The sequence below is a fragment of the Chryseobacterium sp. 3008163 genome (assembly GCF_003669035.1).
Taxonomy (GTDB): Bacteria; Bacteroidota; Bacteroidia; order Flavobacteriales; family Weeksellaceae; genus Chryseobacterium.
In genome coordinates this window covers 1,056,488-1,070,328 of the sequence record NZ_CP033070.1, presented here as the reverse complement: position 1 = coordinate 1,070,328, position 13,841 = coordinate 1,056,488, and the positions used below count along the sequence as shown (strand labels likewise).

Below are 13,841 nucleotides of genomic sequence, written 5' to 3'. Positions count from 1 at the left end.
CATTTTTCAATTCCTATAAAGTAAAAACCTCCCATCTTCGTCTCTTTCAGCAAAGGTTTTAAACCGTGGAAATTATGAAGAATACAAACATTCAAAACGGAATTATTCTGATTCCCGATTTCAGTGGATTCACTGAATTTGTGTTCAATACAAAACTTTATACCGGAGAATATATTGTAAGACAACTACTTTCTATTTTGATTGATGTAAACAATCAATATTTTGATATTTCTGAAATTGAGGGCGATGCGATTTTGTTCTATAAATACGATCAAAAACCTTCCTACCAAAAAGTTTCAAAGATGCTTCGAAATATGAGAAATGCTTTCAACATGAAAATTCTGGAACTGAGCGAAATGTTGAATACCAACATCGAATTATCATTAAAATTTATCGTTCATTACGGCAGGTTTTCGCAATACAACATCGGAAGTTTCAAAAAACTATACGGTAAGCCCGTTGTAGAAGCTCATCAAATGCTGAAAAATGATTTGGCTGAGCAACCTTCTTATGCTTTGTACAGTCATTCTTTTTTGGAGAATTCGCAGAACGACGAAGCTGATTCAAATAAAGAAGCAATGCATGTGTCGGAAGTTGGAGCGATTCAATATTTTGGAAGTATAGATTAGCAATTTATTATTAATTCTATTGTTAACGTCTGCAGAAATTCGGACGTTTTTGCCTTATGATTAAATGTCATTCTGAACGAAATGAAATGGAGTGAAGAATCTTTTTTTTATTGTTGAGATTCTTCTTCGTCAGAATGACCAATATTTTAATTTAAATTTTAACGAAATATTATAGGGTGGTTATATTGAAAAGCCATTATAAAATTCTTAACTTCTCTCATAAAACTCTCGCCGGGTAGTATAAAGTAGCCAATCACTACAATATAATACACAGTATAAATGATAAATTAACCGTTATTATCAATAATATAAGTAACTGCTCTTATAAAACTACAAGTATAAATGATAATGTAGACAGCTGTAACTATAATATTAGCGATGTGACTGATAAAATAAGTGGTGTATCTCATAAAGTTTGTGATGTAAATGATAATATTAGAACCTGCTGAGAAAATACTATACAATCTTTTCTAAAATCCCAATCTATAAATCCAAAAAAATTCCCGATTTTTGCAACCCTTTCAATAATTCCGAATATTCATGAAACTTTGTATTGCCGAAAAACCCAGCGTTGCCAGAGATATTGCCAAAGTATTGGGCGCAACCATGCCTAAACAAGGCTATATGGAAGGAAACGGCTATTGCGTGACATGGACTTTCGGACATCTCTGTACCCTCAAAGAACCTCACGATTACGGTCCGCAATACAAATCTTGGAATTTGTTTTTGCTGCCGATTATTCCCACCAATTTCGGAATAAAATTAATTCCGAATCAAGGGGTTGAAAATCAGTTTAAAGTCATCGAAAGATTAGTCGCCGAATGTGATGAGGTCATCAATTGCGGGGATGCCGGGCAGGAGGGAGAACTCATTCAGCGTTGGGTTTTGCAGAAAGCAAAATGCGACAAACCCGTACAGCGTTTGTGGATTTCATCCTTGACGGAAGAAGCAATTAAAGAAGGTTTTCAAAAATTAAAACCAGCCGAAGATTACAAAAATCTCTACCTCGCAGGAAATGCAAGAGCGATAGGAGACTGGTTGTTGGGAATCAATGCCACAAGACTTTTTACCAAGAAATTTGGAGGAAATAAAGCAGTTTTATCCATCGGAAGAGTACAGACTCCGACTTTAGCAATGCTCGTTCAGCGTCAGAAAGAAATTGATGCATTCTCCACCGAAGAATATTGGGAACTTAAAACCAAATACCGTGATGTTATTTTCAATGCGGCAATCGACCGTTTAAAAACATTAGACCGAGCCGAAAAAGGTTTAGAATATTTAAAGGTTAATCCTTTTGAGATTGTTTCATTTGAAATTAAAGAAGGAAAAGAAAAAATCCAAGATTGTTTGACTTGACCGGACTTCAGGTGGAGGCCAATAAAAAGTTTGGTTATTCTGCAGACAGTACTTTAAAATATATTCAGAGTCTTTACGAGAAAAAGCACGTCACGTACCCGCGTGTTGATACAACGTATCTATCCGAAAGTCTATACCCAAAGATCGGAGGAATTCTTCAAAGCATGGTTATTTACAAAGATTTGATTTCGCCATTGCTGGAACAGCCTATTCCAAAATCGAAAGCCGTGTTTGATGATGCGAAAGTAACCGATCACCATGCAATTATTCCGACTGAAATTCCGCCGACACAGAATTTAAGCAGAGAAGAAAAACTCATTTATGATTTAATCGCTAAGCGTTTTATCGCCGTCTTTTATCCTGAATGTAAAATTTCAAATACCTTGGTGGAAGCTCAGGTAGGAACGATTCCGTTTAAAACAAGCGGAAGACAGATTCTTGAGCCGGGTTGGAGAGCAGTTTATGCAAAAGATGTCAAAGAGGAACCTACCGATAAAGAAAAAGATAAGGACGAAGAACAGACCATTCCTGAATTTAAAGTGGGGGAAACCGGACCGCACGAACCGATGATTCATCAGGGAAAAACCTCTCCACCAAAAGCGTACACCGAAGCAACTTTACTTCGTGCCATGGAAACTGCAGGAAAACAGGTCGATGACGAAGAACTTCGTGAAATGTTGAAAAATAACGGAATAGGAAGACCTTCAACCCGTGCTAACATTATCGAAACGCTTTTCAAAAGAAAATATATAGAAAGGAAAAAGAAAAATTTGGTCGCAACTTCTACAGGAATTCAGTTAATCGACACGATCGAAGATGAGCTGCTGAAAAGTCCTGAGTTAACAGGGGAGTGGGAACTGAAACTTCGTAAGATCGAGAGTGGTGAATATGAAGCCAATCAGTTCAAAGACGAGTTGATTCAGATGATCAGGGAGCTGACCAAAAAAGTTGTTGACGGAAAAGCTAAAGTCTTCACTTTACACGAAGAAAAAGAAGAAGTCAAAGAAAAGAAAAAACGTGAGCCAGCCGTAAAAAAAGAATTACAGTCTTGGGAAGAAACAAAATGCCCGAAATGCAAATCGCACAATCTGATGAAAGGAAAAACCGCAGTCGGATGTTCCGATTTTAAAAACTGCGGCTTCAAAGTTTCATTCGATATTTTTGGCAAAAAGCTTTCTGATAAGCAGCTGATGGATTTAGTATTAAAGGGAAAAACGTCAAAGTTAAAAGGTTTTACAACGCATCCGGAAAGTTTAAGCGAAGGCATAATTTCATTGTCTCCTGAATTTATAATTCATTTGAATTCATAATCGATTGATTAATATACCGTTTGTCCTTTCTAAGGACTCTAGTTTATTACAGTTGAGATTCCTCCGGAATGACAAAACGCATGATAATCTAGTCATTGAATTTCAATAATTACTTCAAATACAATCTCATTTTCGCTTCATACTCTGGTTTGGTTTTCAAGAATTTCCAAATCTTTTTGTCGTCAGGATTGCTTACTCTGTAAAATATAATTTTATCTGCCGAATATTTAAAATAAGGATGATTTTTCAGCCAGTCTTCAGGAGCGTCGACCAAAGTATGTCTTTCAACTTTTGAGTTATCGAGCGATGCAATGCTTAATAATTTCTGAACCAATTCTTTGTCGATATTATAGGTTTCTAAAATCTGTTCTTTCGTCATAAAGCCGCCCAGCTTTTTTCTAAAACCAATCATTGAACCGGCACTTTTTTCGTCCAAGCCAAATTCTAATAGCTGTTTGAATGTAACAGAATTCATATCTGTTTTTGAGAAATTAGTTTTTTCCTGCTTAAATTCTGGCTTTTTATCATCGGAATTTTTCACCATTGTTGAAGAATTTAATTTGATGAAAGGTTTTAATTCTTCAAACTTTTCTGCTGAAATGACAAAGCAATTTTTAATATCATCTAAAGTTTTAAAGCTTCCTTTCAAATTTCGATCACGGTAATTTACAATCACATTGGCTTGTTTTTCAGAAAATCCTAGTGCCATCCAACCGTTCACATCCAACGTATTCGGATCAAAAGAAGTTTGTGGAGTTTTAGATTTGAATGAATTAGATTTTCCTGCATAAACATCAAAATTAGCCGGAGTTTTTGCAGGAAGAATTAAGTAAGGCTCAAGTTTAGCATAATTTTCTTCGTTGATGATAAAACACTCTTTAAACTTTTCTTTGCTCACAAAACTTCCACCCAAATAACTTTTATATTTTAAAATAGCAGCAGATTGTCTTTCTGAAAAACCCATATTTTCCCAATCAGTTTGTGAAAGCTGATCCGGATTAAATTTCCTTGTAATGTTTAAAGTTTTCTTTTCATAATTTTTAAATCCAGAATTTCCAGATTTTGCTTCCAAATTGGTTTCAGGCAACAAAATAAAAGAACTAAGCTGCGAAAATTTTTCTTCAGAAATCGCATAGCATTTTTTGAATTGCTCTTTAGAAAGAAATTTTCCTCCAACAATTTTCTTGTATTTTAAAATCGTAGCGGTTTGTTTTTCAGAAAATCCAAGTTTTTGCCATTGGTTTTCGTCTAAATCATTCGGATCGAACTCAGAAAGGGATTCTACGGGTAAGCTTTCAGAAATAAAGGTGACTTCAGGAAAAGGTTCATCAGATTTTTCGGTATATTTTTGAAAGGCAAGTAGCGTGAGTAAGAGCATTCCAAGAAATGCCATCTGCTGGTAGTAATTTTTTTTCATCCGTTTATTTTATGTTTTATTTGGTGAGGTGCAAATCATTTGAGCATTTCTACCGATTGTAAAAATGGGGTCAAAAGTGAAATGTCACAGAATAAAGTTATGAATTAATTTAATTCAAAACTTAATGAGAATAAAAAATATTTTAAAACAAATGTTTGGTTATAAGTTGATTGTGGTGCAAACTTGGTATTGGGATTAAGTTGAATGTACTCTGAATCTTATTCTACCAAAGAATCTTTCAGTCTAAGCAATTCAGCTTTTGGAAATTTTAATCGGTCAATTAAAGTTCTAATTTCAGAAATTTTAGAATAGGTTGTGAGTGTAGAATAAGAAAAAAATAAATTTAAAAAGTTCTTTTTCCGTGAATGAAAATTTGTACAAGCGAACCGACAAAAATTCCAATCGCCGCACTCATTAGGTAGGTATTCACATTAAAAATCGCACCCATAATTACTAGAAATAAGGAGATACTGGCTATTATCTTTAAGTACTTCAGGTTTTTTATTTTGATCATTCGGAATTATATTTTTATTCAGAATCTTTTTCTACCAATGAATCTTTCAGTTTCAGCAATTCAGCCTTTACAAATTCCAGTCGGTCGATTAAAGTAACCGTTTCAGAGATTTTTGAGTTGGTGGTAAGTGCAATTCTTGCTCCGTCAAGAGTGTAACCTTTTTCTTTCACCAAGTGATAGATGATTTTCAGGTTTTTGATGTCTTCCGGAGTGAAATATCGGTTTCCTTTCTTGTTTTTTTTTGGTTTGATAATAGGGAATTCCTGTTCCCAATATCTTATCAATGAAGCGTTTACGTCGAATGCCTTAGCAACTTCTCCTATCGAATAATACAGTTTGTCGGGTAAATTTGTCTTCATTGTAGATGATCCTGAAAATTCAAAGATAAATATTTTTTAAGCTCGGGTACAAATACACGTTGTAAAATGTTCAGGTTAAATGTATTTTTGTGTTCTTTCACACTTAATAAAATCAGGATGAATTCTATCTCGGTATTGCATATCAATCTTTTTCAGTCAGAGAAAAACGCTCCGGATTTTTATTTTAATACTTTAAAAAATCACCTGGTTTCGAGTCACAAGCATATTGAGAAGCCGCATCGTCATGATTTCTATGTCACAGTTATTTTTACCAAAGGACAGGGAATTCACGAAATAGATTTCCAAAAATATGATGTTTCTGAAGGGAGTTTATTTTTTCTTTCTCCGGGGCAAGTTCACAGCTGGGAACTTTCTGCGGATACTGACGGTTATATTTTCTTTTTTTCTCAGCCTTATTACGAGATGCATTATGTGAATCAAAAACTGAAAAACTTTCCATTTTTCAATTCTCCAAGCTTTCCGAGAAAACTTCAGATTCAATCAGAAGAATTGGAGGGCATGATTCATCTTTTTAAAGCAATTGAAAACGAGCATTTGTCTAAAAATGTGATGAAACATAGCTTCATTCTTTCGTTGATTACCCAAATTTATATTCATTCGGTGAGAGATTTTTCTAAAAATGATCATGAAATTTCTGCTGCCGGTATATCTTATTTTAAACATTACCAGGATTTTGAAAGTTTATTGGAAGAGTTTTTCGTTTCACAAAAATCTATTTCTTATTATGCTTCCATGATGAATATTTCTCCGAAACATCTCAACAGAATTACGCAGACCGTCATGCAAAAAACTGCTTCAGAGATTATTACTGAAAGAGTAATTTTAGAAGCCAAAAGAATGCTCATTTATCTTGATGAAAGTTTGGTGGAAATCGCTTTCAGATTAGGTTACGAAGAGTATTCTTATTTCGCAAGAGTGTTTCGCAAAAATGCAGGAATTACCCCTTCCCAATTCGTTAAAAATCATAAAAATTAAGCTTTATAATAAAAGTTTAAACGGTCCTTCAAATGTCGTTTCGAAAGTATCTAAAATCTCTCCTTTATCGTCTACTACAGCGATGGTAATGTTTTGTTTAGAAAATTTGACGTCTTTTTCAGGGAAAGAAATACTAATAGAACCTTTCAGAATTTCATCGCCTTTCAATATAATTTTGCTTGAACCTGAAGAAATAACTTCGGCATTATCGGGATAAAGTACTTTTATTGAAACTACTTTCTTCTCATTGGTTTTATTCAGAAATGTATACGTGAAATTGTTGATGATTTTTCCGTCCCGCACAAAAAATGTTGATCCTGCAGGTTTGATAAATTTAGCTTCCATAGAACCTCGGTCGTAAATCAAAAATCCTAGAAGACCGATAAGTAATCCCAGAAAAACTGTTGTCACAATCATCCTGGAAGTTATCCCAGTTTTTTTTCCGCTTTCAATTTCTGCTTCTGTGGCATAACGAACCAATCCGGTTGGCAAACCTACTTTTGTCATTACTTCATCACAAGCGTCGATGCAGGCTGTACAATTGATGCATTCTAATTGCTGACCATTTCTAATGTCAATTCCTGTAGGGCAAACCACTACACATTGTCCGCAGTCGATACAGTCGCCTTTTGAAGAGGTCTTTCTGTCTTCTCCGTTTCTCCATTTTGCCCGGTTTTCTCCTCTTTTAGTATCGTAATAGACATTGATGGTTTGTTTATCGATCAATACACCCTGAAGTCGTCCGTACGGACAAACCAATGTGCAGACCTGCTCACGAAGCCATGCAAAAACGAAATAGAAAACCAATGAGAACGACAACATTGATGTGAAATGTAAAGGATGTTCTAAGGGGCCTTCTGCAATAATTCTGAACATATTTTCATATCCGATGATATACATAAACATGAAATGTGAAATGACCAGTGAAATCATAAAGAAAACAGACCATTTTAAAACTCTTTTTTGGATCTTTTCAGAATCCCAACTTTGTCTGTCGAGCTTCATTTGTTTGTTTCGGTCGCCTTCAATCAAGTATTCAATTTTACGGAAAACCATTTCCATGAAAATAGTTTGAGGACACAGCCATCCACAAAATATTCTTCCGAAAACTACCGTGAAAATCATTACGAAAATCACTGAAATTACAGCTCCTAAAGCTAAAATAAAGAAGTCCTGAAGGTAAAAAGGCATACCAATAATGAAGAATTTTCTGTCAATAAGATTGATAAGAAGAAACGGATTGTTGTTAATCTTTAAAAACGGAATTCCAAAAAATAATGCCAATAAAACATAACTTGTGTAATCTCTGTAATTGGTAAATTTCCCTTTTGGCTTTCTTGGGAAAACCCATTTTCGTTTTCCCGTATCGTCCATTGTTCCTACAGAATCTCTGAAAGCCTCACCATCACTTCCCGGAATTTTTATATTGCCCTGCTGAATACTCATCTTTGAATTTTATTTAATTAAAAGGACTTTTTAGATTGTAATGAAATTATTTTCATGCTCCATTTTCCTTCAATAAAAGATGATGCAAAGCTCCTGATAATAAGTTTTGATAAATAATATTAAATACTTACAGAATAGGACAAAAAGGACATTGCTTCTGTTTTGCTTAAATTAAATAATTGATAATTTAAAATTGTCAGACCTTTTTACAAATCGTAAATTGTCAGCTTTAAATTTTCAAAGAATGAAAAATATATTGAATGCAGGTCTTGTTGGTTTGGTTTTGGCATTTCTCAGTTGCAAATCACAAAATTATAATGCTATGTTGGAGAACACCGAACCAAAATTAATTTCAAATAAATTTACATTTACAGAAGGTCCTGCAACCGACAAAATCGGAAATGTTTACTTCACAGACCAACCCAATGATAAAATTTATGTCTGGGATTGGAAAACCGATAAAGTATCCTTGTTTTTAGATAAAACAGGTCGTGCCAACGGAACGTATTTCGATGATAATGACAATCTGATTACTTGTTCAGACAATGAAGGTGAAATCTGGAAAATAGGTAAAGACAAATCAGTTGAGGTTTTATCTAAAGGTTTTGAGGGTAAAAGGCTCAATGGTCCTAATGATCTTTGGCTCGATGGAAATGGCGGAATTTATTTCACCGATCCTTTGTACAAAAGAGATTACTGGGAAAATTTCAAAGTAGAGATTCCTGAAAAAAATCTTTACTACAGAAATAAAGATGGCAAGATATCAAAGTTGGAAACTTTTGTACAGCCCAATGGAATTATTGGAAGCACTAAATTGAAGAAACTATATGTTTCAGACATTGATGCCGGAAAGACGTATGTCTACGATATTTTAGGTGAAGGAAAATTGTCTGAAAAGAAATTATTTTGCGAAATGGGCTCAGACGGAATGACGCTTGATAAAGAAGGAAACTTATATTTAACAGGCGACGGCGTGACAGTTTTCAACAGCAAAGGACAAAAAGTTCATCACATCAAAATTCCTGAAGACTGGACGGGGAATGTGACTTTTGGAGGTGAAAATAATAATATTCTGTTTATTACCGCTTCAAAATCAGTCTATACTTTACCAACAAAAACGAGTGGATTGAAATAAATTGAAACAAAGGTTGAGGTTTAAAGTGAAAGAATTTTCAGTAAGCCTCAACCTTTGCCTTATCCTAATAAGCGACCTCCATTTTCACTTTCTTGCCTTTTAACTTTTCAGTGCTTAGTTTTTTCAGTAAATCTCTTACTTTTGTTCTTGAGACAGCCACATAAGACGTCGTATCTTTTACCTCAATCAGACCTAAATCTTCTTTCTGCAATTCCCCTTTTTTCAATAAGTATCCAACGATGTCTACTTTGTTGACTTTGTCTTTTTTTCCGGCACTGATGTAAATCGTCTGAAATGGCGGATTGGCAGGAACTTTAGAAAATTCTTTTACAGATTCTTCAGGTGTATCTTTTTTAATGAAAGGAAATTTTTCATCCTCTGTCATCACCAAATATGCAAAACCTTTAGCATTCATTCTCGCAGTACGACCGTTTCTGTGAATAAAAGCGTCTTCCGTGGTCGGTAACTGATAATGAACAATCGATTCAACTTCAGGAACGTCTAAACCTCGTGCAGCCAAATCGGTCGTAATTAAAACTCTCGCTGTATCATTTCTGAATTTCAGCAGGGCACGCTCTCTTTCATCCTGTTCCATACCACCGTGGAAAGTTTCTCTGGCAATGCCTTTATCTAAAAGCAAATCAGCGATACGGTCAACGGTTTCTCTGTGATTACAGAAAATCAGCGTTCTTTTATTCCCGATTTTACAAATCAGATGAAATAAAGTATCTAGTTTTTCCTCAGAAATCGTCATTACTTTTCTTAACTGAATGTCAGGCTTATTCTCACCTAATTTTAAGAAATCGACTATTTTTTCATTTTTCAGACCAGTAAATTTCGGAATTTCATCCATAGAAGTTGCTGATGTCAGGATTCTCTGAAAAAGGTTGTACATATTTTCGATAATATATTCCATATCATCATGAAAACCTAATTCTAAAGCCTTATCAAATTCATCAAGTACCAGATTTTTGATTGTTTTTACATCCAGATTTTTATTTCTCATGTGATAGGCAATCCTTCCTGGAGTTCCAATTAAAACTGCAGGGGCTTCTTTGAGATTGTTTATTTCAATCTTTTTATCGTGGCCGCCGTAGCACACCGTCACCTTAAAATCTGTTCCCATTGATTTGAAAACCTGCTCAATCTGTAAAGCTAATTCTCTCGCCGGAACCAATATTAAAGCCTGAATTCCTGTAGATTCTTTCTTAAGATTTCTTAGAACCGGAAAAAGAAAAGCCAATGTTTTTCCTGAACCTGTTGGGGAAAGTAAAACAACATCTGTATTGTTTTCCGTTGTTTTGTATGTAGATTTCTGCATCTGATTCATATCCTGAATCTGCAGTTTTTTATAAATAGATTCTAATTCCATTTTGCAAAGGTAAGGGAAAAGAATTTTTGTTGAAATTTTTAAATTAATTTAAAGAACTTTACATCAAAATATTTAAAGATTTAATCTAAAGAGATAATTTCAACCATCAACTATTATCCCATGACTCCAGAGAAAAGAAAACTCATGACCGACAGTTTCAACCGTTCAGAAACGTTGAAATTCTACAATGCCGAACTTCTCGAAGTAGAAACCGATTTCGTCTCCATTAAAATTCCAAAAATGGAAATGATGACTCGCACTGCCGGAATGTTCAATGGTGCAATGATTGCTTCGTTGGTTGATGTTTCTTCAGGTTATGCCGCTGTCAGCCATTACGAGCAAGATTGCTATGTTGTGACTGTAGAATTGAAAGTAAATTATCTCCGTCCTGCGATTGGCGATGCGTTAGTTTCAAAAGCGTATGTGGTGAAAGGAGGAGCAAAAATAAGCGTAATTCGCACAGAAATTTATACGGTGAATGAAGATCATTCTTCAGAAAGCCATGTTGCAACTTCTCTCGTCACCATGATGAAAATTAAATAGGAATAAATTTTATTGAAATTGAAAATGTCAGAGTCTAAAGATGTTTTCACAAATTTGGAATAGGATTTGTTCAAAAGTCAAAATAACATTAAAAAATTAAATCATGAACTTTATTATTCGACTATTAATCACTGCTGCCGCAGCATTTTTACTGACATACGTTTTGTCTGGAGTAAAATTTGAAAGCTTCGGAACAGCAATTATATTTGCCATCGTTTTAGGATTGCTCAATTTATTTGTAAAGCCGATTCTAAGCCTTTTCGGATTGCCTCTTACGATTATTACTTTAGGATTATTTGCATTGGTGATCAACGCCGCAATTATTCTTTTAGCAGATTATTTTATAGACGGAATGGTTGTGAATGGCTTTTGGTGGGCGTTTATCTTCAGTATTTTGTTAACGGTAGTGACTTCATTAGCGAATTCTATCTTTTCAGACAAAGATTAGAATTGAAAATATAAAGATGATCAATCGCCAGTTTTTTAGCTGGCGATTTTTTATTTGTAATATTTGTGAAAAATACTCATGCCATTTGACTTCGTCGAATCTTCGATTTGTGTTTAAAAAATTAAAACTAAATTGTTAATTCTATCGCTCAATTTTATTTTAAATATTAACTTTGGCATTCTTTGAAATTAATATGGATTGATGAATCAAAATTCTGAAATTCTTTTAAAATGATTCTCTTATGAAATTAAAGCACAGTCTGCTCGCTTTGGCAGCACCATTTTTAATGAATGCACAACAAGTAATGACTCCCGAAATTCTCTGGACTTTAAAGAAAGTCGGAGTTCAGGCAGTTTCACCTGATCAGTCTTCACTTATTTATAAAGTAGGACAAGTTGATTTAAAGACTGAAAAAACTAAAAACGAAAACTATTTCCTGAATGTTTTAAACAATCAATCTTCTAAAATTGATTTAGGTAAAAAAGCATTAATTCAGTGGGATAAAAACGGATTGTATGCTCAGGAAGGCGACAAAATTTTCCTTTCAAAAGATAGCGGAAAAACTTGGACAGAATTTTACACGATCGGCGAGGTTGATAACATCGTAATTTCTCCTGACGGAAAGAAAATAGCTTTCAGCAAGCAGGTTTTGGTTGAAAAATTAATGGGGAAAGATAAATATGCTGATACTCCTAAAACCACTGCTCAGGTTTACACAGATTTGAATCACAGACATTGGGATTACTTCAATGAAGGAAAATATAATCACGTTTTTATAGTAGATACTTCTGCAAACGTAGATTCTGCAAAAGATTTATTGGAAGGAAAAACCTGGGATTCTCCGCAAAGACCTTTCGGTGGAGCTGAAGATTTCGTTTTCAGTCCAGATTCTACGCAGCTTTTATATGTGACAAAACCAAAAAGCGGAAAAGAATATTCTACAAGTACCAACACCGATATTTTTGCTTACGATTTAGCATCAGGAGCAACTAAAAATTTAACTGAAACTAATAAAGGTTACGATGTAAATCCTAAATTTAGTCCGGATGGAAAATCTTTGCTTTGGCAAAGTATGGAAAGAGATGGCTACGAAGCTGATAAAAACGACATCAAAATGATGGACTGGAAATCAGGGAAATTATCAAACCTTACGAAAGCTTGGGACGAAAGTGTTTCCGGCGATGTTTTCTGGAGCGGAGATTCAAAAAATATTTATTTCACAGCAGCTTACAGAGGGACAAAACAGTTGTTTTCTTTAGATACAAAATCTTCAAAAGTTCAGCAGATTACCAAAGGTGATTTTGATATAAATGAAATTTTTGCAGATCAAAAAAGTTCACTTCTAGTTTCAAAAACAGATATTAACCATGCGTCAGAACTGTTTTCTGTAAATCTTAAAAACGGAGAATTAAAACAGGTTACTGAAGCTAATAAAGATTCTTATGCAAAATTAGCGCAAGGGAAATCTGAATTGAAGATGGTGAAAACCACAGACGGAAAAGAAATGGGAGTTTGGTTTCATTATCCGCCCAACTTCGATCCTAATAAAAAATATCCGACTTTAGTGTATTGTCAGGGCGGTCCGCAATCTGCGTTAACCCAATTTTTCAGCACAAGATGGAATTTTGCTTTAATGGCAGCCAACGGATACATCGTCGTTGCACCAAACAGAAGAGGAATGCCGGGTTGGGGAACAAAATGGAACAAAGAAATCTCAAGAGATTGGGGCGGACAACCGATAAGAGATTATCTGTCTGCTACTGATTACGCCAAAACTTTACCGTATGTTGACGGCGATAGAGTAGCGGCAGTTGGTGCAAGTTACGGTGGTTACAGCGTATTTATGCTGGCAGGAGTTCACAACAACAGATTCAAAACATTCATTGCTCACGATGGTTTATTTGACATGAAATCTTGGTATTTAACGACTGAAGAACTTTGGTTTGCAAATTGGGATTTGGGTTCTCCGTGGGAAAAACCACTTCCGAAAGCTTATACAGAATTCAACCCAAGTAATTTTGTTGATAAATGGAATAAACCTATCATGATTTTTCAAGGGGGAATTGATTTCAGAGTAGGATATGAGCAAGGTCAGGAGGCTTTCCAAGCGGCAAAACTGAAGGGTTTAAAATCAAAATTTGTCTATTTTCCAAATGAAAACCATTGGGTACTTCATCCACAAAACGGTTTGGTTTGGCAGAGAGAATTTTTTGATTGGTTAAAGGAAACACTTTAAAAATTCCCCTCCTTTGGAGGGGTGGTGAAAATTCAGAGAATTTTTGACGGGGTGGTTTTAATAAATCTAAAATTAAAATA

The 13,841-nt window shown here is 34.7% G+C and carries 10 protein-coding genes and 1 pseudogene; 7 read left to right on the top strand and 4 right to left on the bottom strand.

Annotated elements, in window-relative coordinates; all coding sequences use genetic code 11:
- Positions 1-74: 74 nt before the first annotated feature.
- A complete protein-coding gene (locus EAG08_RS04710) occupies positions 75-629 on the top strand; it encodes a DUF2652 domain-containing protein (protein ID WP_129534453.1) in 555 nt (184 codons plus the stop codon).
- Between the two features lie 540 nt (positions 630-1,169).
- Positions 1,170-3,295 (top strand): annotated as a pseudogene (locus EAG08_RS04705) (DNA topoisomerase 3).
- Between the two features lie 109 nt (positions 3,296-3,404).
- Here the strand turns inward: EAG08_RS04705 and EAG08_RS04700 are convergent.
- Together EAG08_RS04700 and EAG08_RS04690 are read right to left on the bottom strand one after the other, a co-directional pair.
- A complete protein-coding gene (locus EAG08_RS04700; protein ID WP_129534452.1) occupies positions 3,405-4,712 on the bottom strand; it encodes a helix-hairpin-helix domain-containing protein in 1,308 nt (435 codons plus the stop codon).
- Between the two features lie 528 nt (positions 4,713-5,240).
- Positions 5,241-5,585, bottom strand: coding sequence for a MerR family transcriptional regulator (locus tag EAG08_RS04690; protein WP_034757421.1), 345 nt, complete (start codon positions 5,583-5,585; stop codon positions 5,241-5,243).
- 117 nt (positions 5,586-5,702) lie between these two features.
- Between EAG08_RS04690 and EAG08_RS04685 the strand changes: the two genes are divergently transcribed.
- On the top strand, positions 5,703-6,581 hold the full coding sequence (locus EAG08_RS04685) for an AraC family transcriptional regulator (RefSeq protein ID WP_129534451.1): 879 nt from the start codon (positions 5,703-5,705) through the stop codon (positions 6,579-6,581).
- A gap of 3 nt (positions 6,582-6,584) precedes the next feature.
- Here EAG08_RS04685 and ccoG read toward each other — a convergent pair whose 3' ends face one another.
- Positions 6,585-8,027 carry a cytochrome c oxidase accessory protein CcoG gene (ccoG, locus tag EAG08_RS04680; protein ID WP_129534450.1) on the bottom strand — a complete coding sequence of 481 codons (1,443 nt, stop codon included), beginning with the start codon at positions 8,025-8,027 and terminating at the stop codon, positions 6,585-6,587.
- Between the two features lie 244 nt (positions 8,028-8,271).
- Between ccoG and EAG08_RS04675 the strand changes: the two genes are divergently transcribed.
- A complete protein-coding gene (locus tag EAG08_RS04675; protein ID WP_129534449.1) occupies positions 8,272-9,162 on the top strand; it encodes an SMP-30/gluconolactonase/LRE family protein in 891 nt (296 codons plus the stop codon).
- Positions 9,163-9,226: 64 nt separating this feature from the next.
- On the opposite strand, the gene EAG08_RS04670 is transcribed toward EAG08_RS04675, so the two are convergent.
- Entirely contained in the window at positions 9,227-10,534 is a 1,308-nt protein-coding gene (locus tag EAG08_RS04670; RefSeq protein ID WP_129534448.1) for a DEAD/DEAH box helicase, read from the bottom strand.
- Positions 10,535-10,654: 120 nt separating this feature from the next.
- On the opposite strand from EAG08_RS04670, the gene EAG08_RS04665 reads away from it, so the two are divergent.
- From EAG08_RS04665 to EAG08_RS04655, 3 genes are all read left to right on the top strand, one after another.
- Positions 10,655-11,077 (top strand): PaaI family thioesterase, encoded by a 423-nt coding sequence (locus EAG08_RS04665; RefSeq protein WP_129534447.1) that lies wholly within the window; start codon positions 10,655-10,657, stop codon positions 11,075-11,077.
- Positions 11,078-11,180: 103 nt separating this feature from the next.
- Positions 11,181-11,525, top strand: a complete 345-nt coding sequence (locus tag EAG08_RS04660) for a phage holin family protein (protein ID WP_129534446.1) — start codon at positions 11,181-11,183, stop codon at positions 11,523-11,525.
- A gap of 241 nt (positions 11,526-11,766) precedes the next feature.
- Entirely contained in the window at positions 11,767-13,761 is a 1,995-nt protein-coding gene (locus EAG08_RS04655) for a S9 family peptidase (protein ID WP_129534445.1), read from the top strand.
- The last annotated feature ends 80 nt before the right edge of the window (positions 13,762-13,841 follow it).